Raw genomic sequence first — 17,295 nt, 5'->3', positions numbered from 1 at the left:
CCATGAACCGACTCTCGCGCATCCCTGCGTCCGCACGCTGGGGCGTCGTGCTGCTCGTCGTGGTCGTGGCCCTGATCGTCGCGATCTGGCCCCGCGGCGGCGGCGACACTGTGCTCGACTCGGGTGGCTCGGCACAGACCGCCGGTCCGATCCCGGGCGCGACGGCATCGGTCACCCCGGCGGATCTCGACGAGGCCCGGTCGCGAGCCGGGCTGGCGCCGTGCCCGACGGCTACCGGACCCGCGCCGGCGTCGTCGGCGCTGCGAGGTGTGACCGTCCCGTGCCTGGGCGCACCGGGCGACGTGGACCTCGGTGCCGCGACCGCGGGCCAACCGCTGCTGATCAACTTCTGGGCGCCGTGGTGTCTGCCGTGCCGCCGCGAGCTCCCGACCGTCGAGGCGTTCGCGAACCGCGCCCGGGCCGCCGTCGACGTGCTCGCCGTGCAGGCCAAGGAGGGGTCGGAGAACCCGGTGCTCGCGCTCGGCCTCCTCACCGAGATCGGTGTCCGGTTGCCCTCCGTCGTCGACTCGCAGTCGCGGATCGCCGCCGCCCTCGGCATCCCCCGCGTGTACCCGGTCTCGGTCCTCGTCCGCGCCGACGGCACCGTCGCCAAGGTGTTGCCGACGGTCTTCACCGACGAACAGTCCGTCGCCGACGCCGTCGACCGCTACCTCGGCGTGCGCGTGTGAGCGGCCGATCCTCGGACACCGACCCCGAACCGTCGGTCCCGCCCGGGCCGCTCGTCCCGCTGGAGACCATCCCGGCGTGGCTGCGCCCGCTCGCCGCCGACGTGGACGCGGTGACCTCCGCCGTGGAGAACCGCGGTGGCGACCGCACCCGTCTGCTGGCCGCGCTCAAGCCGAACCGCCGCTCGGCAGCGGTGCTGATCGCCGTCGCCGGCCCCGACGGTCCCGACACCACGCCGCCGCCCGAGGCCACCGTGCTGCTCACCGCGCGGGCCACGACCCTGCGCAACCACGCCGGTCAGGTCGCCTTCCCCGGCGGCGCCCGCGACCCGGGTGACGACTATCCCGTCGGCACCGCGCTGCGGGAGGCGACCGAGGAGACCGGTCTCGCCGCGGCCGACGTCACGCCGATCGCCCGCCTCCGCTCGTTCCCGGTCCCGCCGTCGGGCTTCGACGTCATCCCCGTGCTCGCATGGTCGGCGCAGCCGACGCCCGTCCGCGTCGTCGACACGGGTGAGACGTCCCGGGTGGTCCGCGTCCCTATCGCGAACCTCGTCGACCCGGCGAACCGTTTCCAGGTGCAGCGCTCGGTCATGGGCGGGCGGGTCTATCGCGGACCGGCGTTCGCGGTCGAGGGGATGCTCGTCTGGGGGTTCACCGGAGGCCTTCTCGCCGCGGTGTTCGACGCCGCCGGGTGGGCCCGGCCCTGGGACACCGACGACATCCGTGATCTGAACGACGAACTGGCGAAGGCGGGGCAGCGATGAGTGGGTCCACCTGGGTCGACATCGTCGTCGTGGTGATCGCGCTGCTCGCCGCCGGATCCGGGTATCGCCAGGGGGCGGTGGCGTCGGGACTCGCGTTCGTCGGTGTCGTGCTCGGCGCCGTCGCGGGGATCATGCTCGCGCCCACGGTGATCGGGCACATCGACGACCGCCGGTGGCGTCTGCTCGTCGGCGTCGCGCTGCTGGTGGTGCTCGTGCTGATCGGTGAGGCCGCGGGGATGATCCTGGGCCGCGCCGCACGCAGCGTGATCCGGTCGGTGGGCGTGCGCCGCGTCGACAGCGTGGTCGGGTCGGTCCTGCAGGCCGTCGCCGTGCTCATCGCGGCGTGGCTGCTGGCCATCCCGGTGAGCAGCTCGGCGGAACCGACCATCGCGTCGGCGGTGCGGGGATCACAGGTCCTCGGCGGTGTCGACGACGTCGCACCCCAGTGGATGCGTGACCTGCCCAGCGACTTCAGCGCCCTTCTCGACGACTCCGGCCTGCCGCAGGTCATCGGTCCGTTCGGCCGCACGCCGATCGTCTCTGTCGACCCACCGGACACCGGGTTGGGTGGTCTCCCCGTCGTCGCGTCGGTCCGTCCGAGCGTGGTGAAGATCGAGGGCGTCGCGCCGAGCTGCAACCAGGCGCTGGAGGGCAGCGGGTTCGTCGTGTCCCCCGAGCGGGTGATGACCAACGCCCACGTCGTCGCCGGCACCCGGACCCTGCGCGTGGAGTCGCAGGACGGGACGCTCGACGCGACCGTCGTCCTGTTCGACCCGTCGACCGACATCGCGATCCTCGACGTCCCGGGGCTCACGGCCCCCGCGCTGCGGTTCGCCGACCGGCCGGCGTCCACCGGCGACGACGCGATCGCGCTCGGATACCCGGAAGCCGGCCCGTACACCGCGAGTCCCGAGCGGATCCGTGAGGTCGTCGACCTGTCGGGGCCCGACATCTACCGCGACAGCCAGGTCCGTCGCGAGGTGTACACCGTGCGCGGGTCCATCCGGCAGGGCAACTCCGGCGGGCCGCTCATCGACAGCGACGGCCGCGTGCTGGGGGTCGTGTTCGGCGCCGCCGAGGACACCACCACCGAGACCGGGTTCGTGCTGACCGCCAAGCAGGTCTCCGACGACCTCGCCCGGTCGGAGAACCTCACCGAGGCGGTCGACACGCAGTCCTGCGTGCACTCCTGACCGTCAGCGGTCGACGCCGGCCAGATGCTCGGTGAGCAGCTCCGTGCTGCGCGTCGGGTTCTCCTGGTGCGCGAAGTGGGCGGCGTCGGGGATCTCGGCATAGGCGAACCGGGTGGCGTAGTAGCGACCCGCGGCCACGGTGTCGGCGCCGATGTAGTGGTCGTCCTGTCCCCGCATCTCGAGCACAGGGACCGTCAGGCGTCTGTTCATCAGGTGCAGGAACGTCGCCCCGTCCCGCCGGAACTGGGAGCGGAACGCCCAGCGCCGGTACTCCAGGCTGCAGTGCGCGGCGCCGGGGATCTGGATGGCGGACCGGTTGTGTCCGACCGTGGTCGCGAAGTCCTCGGTGCGGCGCCAGGCGGCGCCGGCCCGCTCGACGAACATCCGGGCGATGAACGCGCCGTCGTCGCGGGTGAGGGTCTTCTCCGCCCTCCGCGGCAGCTGGTTGCCCAGGAAGTCGCCGAGGAACGCGGATCGCTGCGCGCGGTCCCGGATGACCGCGCGACGCAGGGCCCGCGGGTGCGGTGAGGCGACCGTCGCGATGGAGTCGACGGCGCGGGGATGCAGGGTCGCTGTCGCCCAGCAGACCAGTCCACCGTCGGCGTGACCGACGAGCGAGGCGTGTGTGTGCCCCAACGAGCGGATCAGTGCGTTCGTGTCACCGGCGAGAGTCCAGCCGTCATAGCCGCGCGGCGGCTTGTCGGTGTCCCCGTAGCCGCGCAGGTCCACGGCGACAGCTCGATATCCGGCGGCGTCGAGGTCGGCCAGTTGGTGACGCCAGCTCCACCAGAACTCCCCGAAACCGTGCAGCAGCAACACCAGCGGTCGGTCGAGGCGAGGTGGACCGCATTCGACGGCGTGGAACCGGATGCCGTTCGCGCGGACGTCGAGGTGCGTCCACGGCCCCTCGAACCGGACGGTCGACGGGTCGGGCGGTGGCATGGTGTCAGATCGAGAGCGCGCGTGACGTCAGCGACGCGGCGCGACGCCCGTCCCACCGGGCAGGTCCACCGGGGCACCCTTGCCGGTGCCGGGGATGACCGACGGGACGGCCTTCACCGTCTCGATGGTCTTCTTCGGCCCGCGGATGCGCTTGAAGAAGATGAACCCGACGATGCCCGCGATCACGGTGATGACCACCAGGATCAGGAACACGATGCCGAAGGCCGCCCAGCGGGGGAGCCACTCGTCGAGCAGCTCGGCGAGGAAGAAGAAGAAGAAAAAGCTCGAGTAGAGGGCGATCGCCCCGGCCACCAGGAACAGCACGCCGCCGATGGCGGCCTTCTTGGCCTCGCCGACGACCTCGGCCTTGGCCAGCTCCACCTCGGCGCGCAGCAGCGTCGACATGTGCGCCGTCGCGTCCTTGACCAGGCCACCGATCGACTGCGTGGCGGGGTCGTGCGGATCGGTCAGGGGGATCGAGGAGACAGCTCGATCGCCGGCAATCGGGGCACGGTCGTCCAGGCTCACGGGGGATCCCTTCATCGATGTCGTCCATCGGTGTCGCTCGTGACGGGCGGGCTCCCGCCTGTCGGTCGGTCTCATCGTGCCATGCCCGGCGGGGGCGGTTCGGCGTCGGCGGGGGTGAGGATCACCAGGACCGCCTCGGCGGGGTCGTCGCCGGCGCGATAGCGATGGGTCGAATCGCTGCGAAACGACGTCGACGACCCCGCCGGGACCGTCGTGAGGCGGCCTGTCGGGCCTGCGGACACGGTCCCCGCGACGACGGTGAGGTGCTCGACGACGCCCGGCCCGTGGGCGGGTGAGGTGTGGTCGGCGCCGGGCTCGAACTCGAGTCGGAACACCTCGACGGTGTGGTCGGCGAGATGGCGGACGTCGAGCGTCACCGACGTCATCCCGCCGCCGCGGGTGCGTGGATGGTGCCCGGGCGGAGCAGGCTCATCGCCCACGAGCGCGGTCATCGGCACCGACATCGGTCCGCACAGGGCATAGAGCGTCTCGATGGTGGGGTTGCGTCGGCCCGCCTCGATCTCGGACAGCGACCCTTTCCCGATCCCGGCCCGCCGGGCCAGTTCCGACAGGCTCAGCCCACGGTCGACACGCAGCTCGCGGACGCGACGACCCACGTCGGCGGCTGGTCGTGCGATGTCGTCGTCCACGGCACCAGCGTGCCACAAGCGTTCTGTTGACAGAACGTTCCGCAAACAGAACAGTGGAGCCGTGACGACGACAGGACGGACCCGGACGGCGGGGGCGGTGTCGGCGGGCGTGGTGTGCGCGCTCGTCGGGTTCACCAGTTCCTTCGCCGTGGTGCTCACCGGGTTGCGTGCGGTGGGTGCGACGCCCGCCCAGGCGGCGTCGGGCCTCGTGGCGGCGTGCGTGCTGCAGGGCGTGATCATGATCGCGATGGGTCTGCGGTACCGGATGCCGCTGGCGTTCGCCTGGTCCACCCCGGGGGCGGCCGTGCTCGCCGGCGCCGGGGGAGCGGCCGGCGGGTGGCCGATGGCCGTCGGCGCCTTCGCGGTGTGCGGTGTGCTGCTGGCCGCGACCGGTTTCGTGCCGGCTCTCGCCGCGCTGGTCCGGGCGATCCCGACGAGGATCGCGCAGGCGATGCTCGCCGGCGTCCTGGTGCCGCTGTGTCTCGCCCCGGTGACCGCTCTCGCCCACCACCCCGCCTCGGTCGCGCCCGTGCTCGCGGTCTGGCTCCTGCTCAGCCGATTTGCGCCGCGGTGGGCGGTCCCGACAGCGTTCCTCGTCGCGGCCGTCGTCGTCGGCGTCGAGATCGTGCGCACCGGAACGACCATCGACGCGGGCGCACTCGTCCCCCGCCTCGAGTTCACTGCGCCTGCGTGGTCGCTCGCCGCGATCACCGGCCTCGCGGTCCCCCTGTTCGTCGCGACGATGGCGGCGCAGAACATCCCGGGCGTCGCGATCATGCGGGCGTTCGGCTACCGGGTGCCGTGGCGGTCGTCGATGGCCGTCACCGGGGGTGCGACGGTTCTCGGCGCGGCGGTCGGGGTGCACGCGCTGAACCTCGCGGCGATCTCCGCGGCGCTGGCGGCGGGTCCCGACGTCCACCCCGACCGGTCACGACGGTGGATCGCCTCGGTGACCGCGGGCGGGGTCTACCTCGCCCTGGGGGCGGCATCCGCCGCGGCGGCCACCCTCGTGGCCCTGGCGCCGGACGGTGTGGTGCAGGCCGTCGCCGGCGTCGCGCTCCTCGGGACCCTGGGAGGCGCACTGACCGCCGCGGTCGGCCCGGATGCGGACTCCTCCTCGGCGCGCCCACACGAGACCATCGCTGCGGTGGCGACCGTGCTGACCGCGGCGTCCGGCGCGGCGTTCCTCGGTGTCGGCGCGGCCTTCTGGGCTCTGGTGGTCGGGATCGGCGTCCTGCTGGTCCTGCGACCCCGACGGTCAGGCGTGGACGAGGATGCCGGGACCGGTGCGGGCTAGGCTCGCGCGATGGCCGACCATGCGCTGCTCCCGATCGACGACCTGACCTTCTTCCACCGTGCGCCGGTGACCTACCGGTTCACCGTCGATCTCCCGGTGACGCCCGATGTCGCGTGGGCCGAATTGACGCGGCAGAACACCCTCGACTGGTGCCGGATGATCAAGAAGGTCACGTTCACCTCGCCCGAGCCACACGGCGTGGGCACCACCCGCACCGCCGAACTCGCGCCCGGACTCGTGAAGATCGACGAGCGATTCTTCGTGTGGGAGGCCGACGCCGAGGCCGGCACCTACCGCAACGCGTTCACCGTCGTCTCCGCGAACGTCCCCGGACTGCGCCGCTTCGGCGAACTGACCGAGGTCGTCCCCGCCGGACTCGGATCGCGGCTGACGTGGGCGTTCGCGATCGAGCCCGCGGGTCCGCTCGCCAAGCTGCCGGGTCTGTCGGTCGTCAGCAAGCCCGCGCTGAGCACGTTCCGCACCGACACCGTGAAGCACTTCGCGACGCTCGCCTGATCCCGGGCGGTCTAGTCCTCGTCGAGCAGTCGGGTGTGGACCCGGCCCCGTCTGATCAGGGCCGCCGCACCGATCAGCGAGGCGGCCATCGAGCTGAGAAGCACTGCGGCCTTGGCCAACTCGGCCTCCTCCGGCGGTAGGGCGAGTTCGGCGATCAGCAGGCTGACGGTGAACCCGATGCCGCCGAGGATGGCCACCGCGAGCATGTCCCGCGGGAAGAAACCCGCGGGTTTGGTCACCCAGCCGAGGCGGATGAGCACCCAGCTCACGCCGAAGATGCCCACGGTCTTGCCGACCACGAGGCCCACCATGATCCCGAGGGCGATGCGGTCGCTGAACAGCTCACCCGCCACCGACGGGTTGACGGGGACACCCGCGGCGAAGAGCGCGAAGATCGGCACGCAGATCGCGGCGGAGATCGGCTGTATCCGATGTTCGAGCCGGGCACCGGGAGCGTGGTCCTCGTCCGGGTCGGGGCGCACGCGCGTGAGCAGGCCGAGTGCGACACCGGCGATGGTCGCGTGGATCCCGGCGTCGTACACCGCCACCCAGGTAATCACCGCCAGCGGGACGTAGACGACTGGACTGGTGACACGCTGCCGCTGGCAGAGCCAGTACGACGCCAGTGCTGCGACGGCCACGCCGGCCGCGAGGAAGTTCAGCGACTCGGTGAAGACGATGGCGATGATGGCGATGGCGATGAGGTCGTCGACGACGGCGAGGGCGAGCAGGAACACGCGCGCGCTCGAGGGGATCTGCGAACCCACCAGCGCGAGGATGCCGAGTGCGAAGGCGATGTCGGTGGCTGCGGGGATCGCCCAGGCCCTCTCGATTCCCGATGTGCCCCAACCGATGGCGAGGCAGATCACGATGGGGACCACCACGCCGCCGACCGCCGCGGCGATCGGGAGCGTCGCCTGTCTGAGGCTCGACAGCTCGCCGAGGACGATCTCGCGTTTCAGCTCCAGGCCGGCGACGAAGAAGAAGACCGCGAGCAGGGCGTCCTGCGCCCAGTGGCCGACGCTGAGGTGGAGGCCGAGGACGTCGGGGCCCACGTGGGCGTCCCGCAGCGACAGGTAGACATCACCCCACGGCGAGTTCACCCACAGCAGTGCGACGGCCGCGGCGCCGAGAAGAACCATGCCGCCGAAGGTCTCGGTGCGCAGGTACCGCGCGAAGTCGCTCGGGGACGGTGGTGACAGCTTCGGCGCGTCGATGACGGGGTCCTTCGTGTCGCGGGGTCGGCAGCAGAACTTGCCGACCAGACTTCCCGGCGCACCGGCTACGACTTTACCGCGACGCGAGGCGAGAGTGGAGCTCGCGGACCCGCGCGGCGATGTCGTCGCGCACGAGCCGCATCCGTTCCATTCCCTCGATGCCTCGGGTCGACGGTTCGTCGGTGTCCCAGTTCTCGTATCGCGGTCCGGCGACCTGCTCGACGGTGGCCTCGCGGCCCAGGGTGATGACGTGGTCCATGCGCGCCATCAGGTCCGGGTCGACGGGCTTGGTGTGCTCGGCGCTGATGTCGACGCCCACTTCGAGCAGCGACGCGGCCGATTGTGCGTTGATCGTCGAACCGGGTTTCGTGCCTGCGGAGTGCACCTCGACGGTGTCACCGGCGAGCGCGCGCATGAGGCCGGCCGCCATCTGCGACTTGCCGCCGTTCTTCACACACACGAACAGGACGCTGGGGATGTCAGGCATGGACGGCGAATCGCTGTCGTAGCGCGAGTGACACGTAGACCAGCCCCACCAGGACCGGTACCTCGATGAGGGGGCCGACGACACCGGCGAGGGCCTGACCCGAGGTTGCGCCGTAGGTGGCGATGGCCACGGCGATGGCGAGTTCGAAGTTGTTGCCCGCCGCGGTGAACGCGAGCGTTGTGGTGCGTTCGTACCCGAGACCCATCGCGGCGCCGAGCGCGTACCCGCCGCCCCACATCACCGCGAAGTACACCAGCAGCGGCAGGGCGATCCGGACGACGTCGAGCGGGCGGGAGGTGATCTGATCGCCCTGCAGGGCGAACAGGATGACGATGGTGAACAACAGTCCGTAGAGCGCCCACGGGCCGATGCGCGGAATGAATCTCGATTCGTACCAGGTGCGGCCCTTGGCCTTCTCGCCGAGAACACGCGAGAGGAATCCCGCCACCAGGGGGATGCCGAGGAAGATCAGGACCGACTTCGCGATCTGCCACGGCGAGGTGGAGATGGTGGTCTGTTCCAGGCCCAGCCAGCCGGGCAGCACCGACAGGTAGAACCAGCCCAGGACCGCGAACATGAGGACCTGGAACACCGAGTTGATCGCGACGAGCACCGCCGCGGCCTCGCGGTCGCCGCAGGCGAGGTCGTTCCAGATGACGACCATCGCGATGCAACGGGCCAGCCCGACGATGATCAGTCCGGTGCGATATTCGGGCAGGTCGGGCAGGAACAGCCAGGCCAGCGCGAACATCACCGCAGGCCCCAGGATCCAGTTCAGCGCCAGCGACCCGAGCAGCAACTTCTTGTCGCCGGTCACCGTGTCGAGGCGGTCGTAGCGGACCTTCGCCAGCACCGGGTACATCATGATCAACAGGCCGATCGCGATCGGCAGGGAGACGCCGTCGACCGAGATCGACGACAACGCATCGTTCAATCCGGGGATGCCGCGCCCGAGCAGGAGGCCCGCGACCATCGCGACGCCGATCCAGACCGGGAGGAAACGGTCGAGGGTCGAGAGCTTGCCGACGACGGCCGGGGCGTCGGTGGTGGTACTCACGCCCGCACCGCCGTCATCCCGGCCGCGGCGGGATCGACGGCACCGAGCACGGTCGAGAGTTGTTCCAGCGCAGCGGGAACGATGCGGTGGTAGACCCACGTGCCGCGACGTTCGCATTCGAGCAGTCCCGCCTCCCGCAGCACCTTGAGGTGATGGGAGATGGTGGGTTGCGACAGCTCGAACGAGTCGGTGATGTCGCAGACGCAGGCCTCGCCGGTGGCGTGGCTCGCCACGAGGCTGAGCATCCTCAGCCGCACCGGGTCGCCGAGTGCCTTGAACATCCGGGCGAGCCCGTCCGCGTCGTCGGCGCCCAGCGGCTCGGCGACCAGGGGCGAGCAACACGGGTCGGGCGGTTGCGCGGCGGTCCCGTGTATCGACACGCGTCTATATTGACGTTTGTCGATCTAGGGCGCAACCGCGCGGGCGATGGCCGGGCGCGCTAGTTCTTCTTGCGGATGTTCTCGAAGACGGTGGGGTCGACGAGGGTGGAGGTGTCGCCGAGTTCGCGGCCCTCGGCGACGTCCTTGAGGAGTCGGCGCATGATCTTGCCGCTGCGGGTCTTCGGCAGCTCAGGGACCACGTAGATCTCGCGCGGCTTGGCGATCGGCGAGATGTCCTTGGACACATGGGCCTTGAGCTCGTCGATGAGTTCGTCGCCGCGGTCGGCGATGCCGCTGCGCAGGATGACGAACGCGACGATCCCCTGGCCGGTGGTCTCGTCGGCGGCGCCGATGACCGCCGCTTCGGCGACACCGGAGTGCCCGACCAGAGCCGACTCGACCTCGGAGGTGGAGATGCGGTGGCCGGACACGTTCATCACGTCGTCGATGCGACCGAGCACCCAGAGGGCGCCGTCCTCGTCGTACCGGGCGCCGTCACCGGCGAAGTACCAGCCCTGCTCGGCGAACCGCGACCAGTAGGTGTCGCGGAAGCGGTCGTCGTCGCCCCACACGCCGCGCAGCATCGCCGGCCACGGCTGGTCGAGCACGAGGTAGCCCTGCTCGCCGGCGGCGACGGGGTTGGCGTCGTCGTCGACGATCTTCGCGCTGATCCCGGGCAGCGGGCGCATCGCGGACCCGGGCTTGGTGTGGGTGACGCCGGGGAGCGGGGCGATCATCATCGCGCCGGTCTCGGTCTGCCACCAGGTGTCGACGATGGGGCAGCGGTCGGCGCCGAGGACGCTGCGGTACCACCGCCACGCCTCGGGGTTGATCGGTTCGCCGACGCTGCCGAGCAGTCGCAGCGAGGACAGATCGTGGGCGTCGGGGATCTCGCGGCCCCACTTCATGAACGTGCGGATCAGCGTGGGCGCGATGTAGTAGGTCGTGACCTTGTACTTCTCGATGATCTCGAAGTGCCGGTGCTCGTTCGGGGAGTTCGGGGTGCCCTCGTAGACGACCTCGGTGGCGCCGTTCGACAGCGGGCCGTAGACGAGATAGCTGTGCCCGGTCACCCAGCCGATGTCGGCGCCGCACCAGAAGACGTCGGTCTCCGGCTTGTGGTCGAAGACGTTCTTGAAGGTGTAGGCGATCTGGGTCAGGTAGCCGCCGGAGGTGTGCAGGATGCCCTTGGGCTTGCCCGTGGTGCCGGAGGTGTACAGCAGGAAGAGCGGGTGCTCGGAGTCGAACGCGGTGTACGCGTGGGTGTCCGACGCCTGCCCGACTGTCTCGTGCCACCACAGGTCACGACCCTGCACCCAGTTCAGATCGGGGTCGTGGTCGGTGCGCTTGACGACCAGGACGTGCTCCACCGACGGCGCGGCGTCGTCGCCGGTGCCCAACGCCTCGTCCACGGACGCCTTCAGCGGCGCGGGCTTGCCGCGTCGGAACTGGCCGTCGGTGGTGATGACCAGCTTGGCCTGAGCGTCGTCGACCCGGGAGCGCAACGCAGTGGCGGAGAAGCCGGCGAACACCACCGAGTGCGGAAGTCCCAGGCGTGCGCACGCGAGGATCGCGACGATCGCCTCGGGGACCATCGGCATGTAGATCGCGACGCGGTCACCGGCCTGCAGCCCGAGCTCGGTCAGGTAGTTGGCGGCCTTGCTGACCTCGGCCAGCAGGTCGGAGTAGGTGAGGTCGCGGGTGTCGCCGGGCTCGCCGACCCAGTGGATGGCGACACGGTCGCCGTTGCCGGCGTCGACGTGGCGGTCGATGCAGTTCGCGGCGACGTTGAGCGTCCCGCCGACGAACCACTTCGCGAACGGGGCGTCCGACCAGTCGAGGGTGTCGGTGAAATCGGTGTCCCACCGCAGCGCGCGCGCCTGCTTCGCCCAGAACGCCAACCGGTCCGCGTCGGCCTCGTCGTAGAGATCGGCGGTGGCCACCGCTGCCGAGGCGAACTCGGCGGGCGGCGGGTAGTCCTTCGGGTGGTCGGCCGTGGCCGATTCCGATCCGGACTGGCCTGTGGCGCTGGACATGATGTGGTGACACCTCTCCGTCGTCGCGAGTTCGCGGTCATCGTGAGGGTAGTCACGTTGGGATCGCGTTGCAGGCGCCCTCGGACCCCGTGCTGTCCGATAGGTCCGATTGCCGCGTAGCCAGCGGTAACGTGCGCCACCTGTTTTCCCACTCACCGAGACGACCTGTCGTTTGCCTGGGTATCGTCTGCCGGGTCCGTGACCGCCGTGCGTCCACCAGGTGCACGCGAGATGGACGAGAACCGGTGGCCGGAACCCGGGCACCCACGTGCGGTCGAGAAGAGAGATCAACTCAGGTGAGATTCAAGAGGCTGGCAGCGGTCGCCGGCGCAGTGGTCATCAGCGCGGGCGTGCTCGCGGCGTGTGGCGGCTCGTCGTCGGACAGCTCGATGGTGACCGTGAACGGTAGCGAGCCCGAGACGGGCTTGATCACCACCACGACGAACGAGAACGGCGGCGGACGCATCGTCGACCGCCTGTTCACCGGTCTGTACTACTACGACGCCGACGGCAATCCGAAGCCCGCCATGGTCGACAACCTGCAGACGACGGACAACAAGAACTACACCATCACCATCAAGAAGGGGTGGAAGTTCACCGACGGCACCGAGGTGAAGGCCCACAACTTCGTCGACGCCTGGAACTTCGGCGCCTACACCCCGAACGCCCAGAAGCAGCAGAGCTTCTTCGCCCCCATCGAGGGCTACGACGCCGTGTCCGCGGAGAAGCCCACCGCGAAGACGATGTCGGGACTGAAGGTCGTCGACGACTACACATTCACCGTCGCGCTCAAGAACCCGGCGATCGACTTCAAGCTCGGCCTCGGTTTCACGCCGTTCAAGCCGCTGCCCGACGTCGCGTTCAAGGACATCAAGGCCTTCGGCGAGAACCCGGTCGGCAACGGCCCGTACAAGCTGCAGAGCTGGCAGCACAACGTCCAGGCGACGCTGGTCCCCAACGACCAGTACCCGGGGGACAACAAGGCCAAGAACAAGGGCCTCGTGTTCAAGTTCTACCTCGACTTCGACTCGGCCTACAGCGACCTGCAGTCGGGCAACCTCGACTTCCTCGACACCATCCCGGTCTCGGCGCTGCGCACCTACAAGCAGGACCTCGGCGATCGCGCGATCACCAAGCCGACCGCGCAGAACCAGACCGTGGACATCCCGTACTCGCTGCCGCACTTCTCCGGCCAGGAGGGTGTCCTGCGTCGTCAGGCCATCTCGATGGCGATCGACCGCAAGCAGATCACCCAGAACATCTTCGCCGGGTCGCGCAACCCGTCCCGGGACTTCACCGCGAAGACACTGCCCGGGTACAACGGTGACCTGCCGAACGCGTCGAACCTGGACTACAACCCGACGAAGGCGGTCCAGCTGTGGAACCAGGCGAACGCCATCTCCCCGTGGAGCGGGTCGTTCGTCCTGGCGTCGAACTACGACGGCGGCCACAAGGAGTGGATCGAGGCGACGGCCAACAGCATCAAGAACGTGCTGAAGATCGACGCGCAGCCGCAGGCCGTCGCGACGTTCTCGCAGCTGCGTCAGCAGATCAACGCCCGCACCATCAAGTCGGCGTTCCGTGCGGGGTGGCAGGGTGACTACCCGTCGATGTTGGAGTTCCTCGAGCCGATCTTCGTGACCGGTGCAGGGTCGAACGACACCGACTACTCGAACCCCGCGTTCGACGCCAAGCTGCGTGAGTCCGAGGCGGCGTCGAGCAACGAGGCCTCCTACCAGCTCACCGGTCAGGCGCAGTCCATCCTGCTCAACGACCTGCCCGCGATCCCGATGTGGGACTACGTCGCCAACGGCGGCGAGGGCGTCGGCGTCAACGCGCCGATGACCTGGTCGGGTCTCGCGGACTTCGAGAACATCACCAAGAGCTGACGATCCACCGACGTCCTCCCGCCCCGGGTCCGCCCGGGGCGGGAGGATGCAGGTGTGTGCGAAGGAAGTGACCGATCATGGTCTGGTACACCGTCCGGCGGATCCTGCAGCTGATCCCCGTCTTCTTCGGTGCGACGCTGCTCCTCTACTTCATGGTCTACAAGCTGCCGGGTGACCCGACAGCCGCGCTGGGCGGCGGGCGACCGCTGACCCCCGCTGTGCGCGAACAGATCCGGGAGCAGTTCCACCTCAACGACAGCTTCTTCCAGCAGTACTGGATCTACCTCAAGGGCATCTTCACGTTCGACTTCGGCCAGTCGTTCTCGGGCCGACCGGTGCTCGACGTGATGCAGCAGACGTTCCCCACCACCATCAAGCTCGCGGTGATGGCGCTGCTCATCGAGGCCGTCCTGGGCATCGCGATCGGTGTGATCGCCGGTCTGCGTCGCGGCGGGTGGTTCGACTCGACGGTCCTCGTCACGAGCCTCATCGTCATCGCGATCCCGATCTTCGTGCTCGGCTTCCTCGCCCAGTTCGTCCTCGGGGTGAAGTGGGGCGTCGCGCCGGTGACCGTGGGGGCGAACACCTCCGTCCAGAACCTGCTGCTGCCGGCGTTCGTGTTGGCGCTGGTGTCGATCGCCTACATCCTGCGGCTCACCCGCAACTCCGTCGCGGAGGTCGCCGGGGCGGATCACGTCCGCACGGCGACGGCGAAGGGGCTCGGACGGCCCCGCGTGGTCACCGTGCACATCCTGCGCAACTCGCTGATCCCCGTGGTGACGTTCCTCGGAGCGGACCTCGGGGCGTTGATGGCCGGCGCCGTCGTCACCGAGGGCATCTTCAACATCAACGGCATCGGCCAGACCGTCTTCCGCAGCGTCCAGATCGGCGAGGCACCGACGGTGGTCTCCATCGTCACCGTGCTCGTCCTGATCTACCTCATCGCCAATCTGGTGGTGGACCTGCTCTACGCCCTCATCGATCCGAGGATCCGTTATGCCTGAGCACGATCCCGACGCGCCGCGACCGGGCGTCCCCACCATCTATCCGCACCAGGACCGGTTCGTCGCCGGGGCGTCGGAGGCCGAGGTCCTCGCCGTCGACGTCGTCGACGAGTCCGGGTCGTCGGCAGGGTTCTGGAAGGGCGCGTGGGTCAACCTGCGCCGCCGTCCGCTCTTCATCATCTCCGCGCTCATGATCCTGCTGGTCATCGTGGTCAGCCTGTTCCCGGGGCTGTTCGCACACCAGGACCCGCGGCAGTGTCTGGGGTCGCTGAGCCTGCAGAAGCCCTCCGGCGCTCACTGGTTCGGCACCGATCTGCAGGGCTGCGACATCTACGCCCGCACGATCTACGGTGCCCGGGCGTCGGTGGTGGTGGGTGTCGTGACGACCCTCATCGTGTTCGTCATCGGCACCGTCTTCGGCGTCCTGGCCGGGTTCATCGGCGGCTGGCTCGACGTCCTGATCTCGCGCATCACCGACGTCTTCTTCGCCCTGCCGCTCATCCTCGCGGCGATCGTCATCATGCAGATGTTCGCCCAACGCAGCGTGTGGACGGTGGTCACCATCCTCGCCGTGTTCGGGTGGCCCCAGGTCGCCCGCATCGCCCGCGGCGCGACGATCTCGATCCGCAACGAGGAGTTCATCACCGCCTCGAAGGCGTTGGGCGCCTCCCGACTCCGCATCATCGTCGCCCACGTGGTGCCCAACGCGCTCGGCCCGATCATCGTCATCTGCACGATCAGCCTGGGTGTGTTCATCGTGACCGAGGCGACGCTGTCGTACCTCGGCATCGGGCTCCCCGCGACGAGCGTCTCCTGGGGCATCGACATCGCCGCGGGCCAGAACCTGCTGCGCTCGGGCAACCCGATCCTGCTGTATCCGGCCGTGGCGCTGGCGTTGACGGTCCTGGCGTTCATCATGATGGGCGACGCGCTGCGCGACGCCCTCGACCCGAAGGCCCGAACCCGATGAGCGCGAGCACCCCGGAACCGATCCTGTCCGTCCGTGATCTCGCCGTCTCCTTCGGCACCACGGAGGCCGTCTCCGGCGTCGACCTCACCATCTACCCGGGCCAGACCGTCGCGATCGTCGGCGAGTCGGGTTCGGGCAAGACGACGACGGCGAACGCCGTGCTCAACCTCCTGCCGGGCACCGGTCGGGTCACCGCCGGCAGCATCGTCTTCGACGGCACCGAGCTCACCACCGCGTCGCGCAAGCAGGTCGACTCGTTGCGCGGCAGTGCGATCGGACTCGTCCCGCAGGACCCGATGAGCAACCTCAACCCACTGTGGCGCATCGGGTTCCAGGTGCGGGAGGCGCTCGAGGCCAACAACGTGGCCAAGGGCGCGGCGGCGAAGAAGCGAGCGGCCGAGCTGCTCACCGAGGCCGGTATGCGGGACGCCGAGAAGCGCATGAACCAGTTCCCGCACGAGTTCTCCGGCGGTATGCGGCAGCGCGCGCTCATCGCGATCGGGCTGGCGTGTCGGCCGAAGCTGCTCGTCGCCGACGAGCCGACGTCCGCGCTCGACGTGACCGTCCAGCGACAGATCCTCGACCACCTCGACGGGTTGACCCGGGACCTGGGCACCGCCGTCCTGCTCATCACCCACGACCTCGGGCTCGCCGCCGAGCGTGCGTCGCATCTGGTCGTGATGTACCGCGGACGCGTGGTGGAGAGCGGTCCCGCGCTGGACATCCTGCGGGATCCGCAGCACGAGTACACGAAACGTCTCATCGCCTCCGCTCCGTCGCTGGCGTCGACACGACGGTCCGTGAGCGCCGAGCGCGCCGAGATCGTCGAGCAGGCCGCCGAGATCGCCGAGGAGTCGGCCCCCGCGGACGCCCCCACCGACATCGTCGCGGTCGATAACCTCACCAAGGTGTTCTCGATCCGCGGTGGCGCGCCGTGGAAGTCGTCGCAGTTGACCGCGGTCGACGACGTCTCCTTCTCCATCCGCCGCGGCACCACCACCGCGATCGTCGGCGAGTCCGGGTCGGGCAAGTCGACGGTGGCGCAGATGGTGCTCGGTCTGCTGGAACCCACCAGCGGCTCGGTGGCCTTCGACGGTCGCGACGTCCGCGAGTTAGCCCGCCGCGACGCATCCGCGTTCCGTCGGCGGGTGCAGCCGATCTTCCAGAACCCGTACGGGTCGATCGACCCGCTCTTCTCGATCTATCGCGTCGTCGAGGAGCCCCTGCGGATCCACAAGATCGGGTCGGCGAAGGAGCGGGAGGCGCGTGTCCGGGACCTGCTGGACAAGGTGGCGCTGCCGTCGTCGGTGATGAAGCGTTTCCCGAACGAGCTGTCCGGCGGTCAGCGACAGCGCGTCGCGATCGCCCGGGCGCTCGCACTCGACCCCGAACTGGTGGTCTGCGACGAGGCGGTGTCCGCGCTCGACGTGCTGGTGCAGGCGCAGATCCTCGAGTTGCTGAACCAGCTGCAGGCCGAGCTGGGACTGACCTATCTGTTCATCACCCATGACCTCGCGGTGGTCCGGCAGATAGCCGACGACGTCGTGGTGATGGAGCAGGGTCGGGTGGTCGAACACAACACGACGGACGCCGTGTTCGACGCACCGCAGCAGGAGTACACACGCACTCTCCTCGACGCCATCCCGGGTGCCGCGCTGCTGCGATGACGCGTCACT

General features: G+C 69.5%; 17 protein-coding genes. 9 read left to right on the top strand and 8 right to left on the bottom strand.

Annotated elements, in window-relative coordinates:
* The first annotated feature begins 2 nt into the window (after positions 1-2).
* From LX14_RS05015 to LX14_RS05005, 3 genes are read left to right on the top strand one after another with little or no spacing between them, the layout of a single operon-like run.
* On the top strand, positions 3-689 hold the full coding sequence (locus LX14_RS05015; protein WP_253646157.1) for a TlpA family protein disulfide reductase: 687 nt from the start codon (positions 3-5) through the stop codon (positions 687-689).
* Entirely contained in the window at positions 686-1,453 is a 768-nt protein-coding gene (locus LX14_RS05010) for an NUDIX hydrolase (RefSeq protein WP_253646156.1), read from the top strand. The genes LX14_RS05015 and LX14_RS05010 overlap by 4 nt, the downstream gene beginning before the upstream one ends.
* On the top strand, positions 1,450-2,646 hold the full coding sequence (locus LX14_RS05005; protein ID WP_253646155.1) for a MarP family serine protease: 1,197 nt from the start codon (positions 1,450-1,452) through the stop codon (positions 2,644-2,646). Before LX14_RS05010 ends, LX14_RS05005 begins: the two co-directional genes overlap by 4 nt.
* A gap of 3 nt (positions 2,647-2,649) precedes the next feature.
* Here LX14_RS05005 and LX14_RS05000 read toward each other — a convergent pair whose 3' ends face one another.
* From LX14_RS05000 to LX14_RS04990, 3 genes are read right to left on the bottom strand one after another with little or no spacing between them, the layout of a single operon-like run.
* Positions 2,650-3,588 (bottom strand): alpha/beta fold hydrolase, encoded by a 939-nt coding sequence (locus LX14_RS05000; RefSeq protein ID WP_253646154.1) that lies wholly within the window; start codon positions 3,586-3,588, stop codon positions 2,650-2,652.
* A 27-nt stretch (positions 3,589-3,615) separates the two neighbouring features.
* On the bottom strand, positions 3,616-4,131 hold the full coding sequence (locus LX14_RS04995) for a phage holin family protein (protein WP_253646153.1): 516 nt from the start codon (positions 4,129-4,131) through the stop codon (positions 3,616-3,618).
* Between the two features lie 56 nt (positions 4,132-4,187).
* On the bottom strand, positions 4,188-4,766 hold the full coding sequence (locus LX14_RS04990) for a helix-turn-helix domain-containing protein (protein WP_253646152.1): 579 nt from the start codon (positions 4,764-4,766) through the stop codon (positions 4,188-4,190).
* Positions 4,767-4,827: 61 nt separating this feature from the next.
* Between LX14_RS04990 and LX14_RS04985 the strand changes: the two genes are divergently transcribed.
* Both LX14_RS04985 and LX14_RS04980 read left to right on the top strand, forming a co-directional pair.
* On the top strand, positions 4,828-6,063 hold the full coding sequence (locus LX14_RS04985; RefSeq protein WP_253646151.1) for a benzoate/H(+) symporter BenE family transporter: 1,236 nt from the start codon (positions 4,828-4,830) through the stop codon (positions 6,061-6,063).
* 9 nt (positions 6,064-6,072) lie between these two features.
* Complete coding sequence (locus LX14_RS04980; protein WP_253646150.1) at positions 6,073-6,579, top strand: SRPBCC family protein; 507 nt, start codon at positions 6,073-6,075, stop codon at positions 6,577-6,579.
* Positions 6,580-6,590: 11 nt separating this feature from the next.
* Here LX14_RS04980 and nhaA read toward each other — a convergent pair whose 3' ends face one another.
* The 5 genes from nhaA to acs form a co-directional block, all read right to left on the bottom strand.
* Positions 6,591-7,781: a Na+/H+ antiporter NhaA gene (gene nhaA, locus LX14_RS04975; RefSeq protein ID WP_253647893.1), complete on the bottom strand. Its 1,191-nt coding sequence runs from the start codon at positions 7,779-7,781 to the stop codon at positions 6,591-6,593.
* Positions 7,782-7,869: 88 nt separating this feature from the next.
* Entirely contained in the window at positions 7,870-8,283 is a 414-nt protein-coding gene (locus tag LX14_RS04970; protein ID WP_253646149.1) for an arsenate-mycothiol transferase ArsC, read from the bottom strand.
* The gene (gene arsB / locus LX14_RS04965) at positions 8,276-9,340 is read right to left on the bottom strand and encodes an ACR3 family arsenite efflux transporter (protein ID WP_308214071.1); all 1,065 of its coding nucleotides are present in this window, start codon (positions 9,338-9,340) and stop codon (positions 8,276-8,278) included. Before arsB ends, LX14_RS04970 begins: the two co-directional genes overlap by 8 nt.
* Complete coding sequence (locus LX14_RS04960) at positions 9,337-9,714, bottom strand: ArsR/SmtB family transcription factor (protein ID WP_253647891.1); 378 nt, start codon at positions 9,712-9,714, stop codon at positions 9,337-9,339. The genes arsB and LX14_RS04960 overlap by 4 nt, the downstream gene beginning before the upstream one ends.
* 65 nt (positions 9,715-9,779) lie before the next feature.
* Positions 9,780-11,756: an acetate--CoA ligase gene (acs, locus tag LX14_RS04955; RefSeq protein ID WP_253646148.1), complete on the bottom strand. Its 1,977-nt coding sequence runs from the start codon at positions 11,754-11,756 to the stop codon at positions 9,780-9,782.
* Positions 11,757-12,052: 296 nt separating this feature from the next.
* Between acs and LX14_RS04950 the strand changes: the two genes are divergently transcribed.
* The 4 genes from LX14_RS04950 (at position 12,053) to LX14_RS04935 (ending at position 17,286) form a co-directional block, all read left to right on the top strand.
* Positions 12,053-13,645: a peptide ABC transporter substrate-binding protein gene (locus tag LX14_RS04950; protein ID WP_253646147.1), complete on the top strand. Its 1,593-nt coding sequence runs from the start codon at positions 12,053-12,055 to the stop codon at positions 13,643-13,645.
* A gap of 77 nt (positions 13,646-13,722) precedes the next feature.
* Positions 13,723-14,649 carry an ABC transporter permease gene (locus tag LX14_RS04945; protein WP_253646146.1) on the top strand — a complete coding sequence of 309 codons (927 nt, stop codon included), beginning with the start codon at positions 13,723-13,725 and terminating at the stop codon, positions 14,647-14,649.
* Positions 14,642-15,619, top strand: coding sequence for an ABC transporter permease (locus LX14_RS04940; RefSeq protein ID WP_253646145.1), 978 nt, complete (start codon positions 14,642-14,644; stop codon positions 15,617-15,619). The genes LX14_RS04945 and LX14_RS04940 overlap by 8 nt, the downstream gene beginning before the upstream one ends.
* Positions 15,616-17,286: a dipeptide ABC transporter ATP-binding protein gene (locus tag LX14_RS04935; protein ID WP_253646144.1), complete on the top strand. Its 1,671-nt coding sequence runs from the start codon at positions 15,616-15,618 to the stop codon at positions 17,284-17,286. Before LX14_RS04940 ends, LX14_RS04935 begins: the two co-directional genes overlap by 4 nt.
* Positions 17,287-17,295: the final 9 nt, after the last annotated feature.

The organism is Williamsia deligens, from assembly GCF_024171765.1.
Lineage (GTDB): Bacteria > Actinomycetota > Actinomycetes > Mycobacteriales > Mycobacteriaceae > Williamsia_A > Williamsia_A deligens.
The sequence above is the reverse complement of the archived record's forward strand: the minus strand, read 5'-3'. Positions and strand labels throughout refer to the sequence as shown.

What these genes read in the sequence shown, in the direction of transcription:
- LX14_RS05015 (WP_253646157.1), top strand. Translation starts at nt 3, where the DNA reads ATGAACCGACTCTCGCGCATCCCTGCGTCCGCACGCTGGGGCGTCGTG.
- LX14_RS05005 (WP_253646155.1), top strand. Translation starts at nt 1,450, where the DNA reads ATGAGTGGGTCCACCTGGGTCGACATCGTCGTCGTGGTGATCGCGCTG.
- LX14_RS05000 (WP_253646154.1), bottom strand. Translation starts at nt 3,588, where the DNA reads ATGCCACCGCCCGACCCGTCGACCGTCCGGTTCGAGGGGCCGTGGACG.
- LX14_RS04995 (WP_253646153.1), bottom strand. Translation starts at nt 4,131, where the DNA reads ATGAAGGGATCCCCCGTGAGCCTGGACGACCGTGCCCCGATTGCCGGC.
- LX14_RS04980 (WP_253646150.1), top strand. Translation starts at nt 6,073, where the DNA reads ATGGCCGACCATGCGCTGCTCCCGATCGACGACCTGACCTTCTTCCAC.
- LX14_RS04970 (WP_253646149.1), bottom strand. Translation starts at nt 8,283, where the DNA reads ATGCCTGACATCCCCAGCGTCCTGTTCGTGTGTGTGAAGAACGGCGGC.
- acs (WP_253646148.1), bottom strand. Translation starts at nt 11,756, where the DNA reads ATGTCCAGCGCCACAGGCCAGTCCGGATCGGAATCGGCCACGGCCGAC.
- LX14_RS04945 (WP_253646146.1), top strand. Translation starts at nt 13,723, where the DNA reads ATGGTCTGGTACACCGTCCGGCGGATCCTGCAGCTGATCCCCGTCTTC.
- LX14_RS04940 (WP_253646145.1), top strand. Translation starts at nt 14,642, where the DNA reads ATGCCTGAGCACGATCCCGACGCGCCGCGACCGGGCGTCCCCACCATC.
- LX14_RS04935 (WP_253646144.1), top strand. Translation starts at nt 15,616, where the DNA reads ATGAGCGCGAGCACCCCGGAACCGATCCTGTCCGTCCGTGATCTCGCC.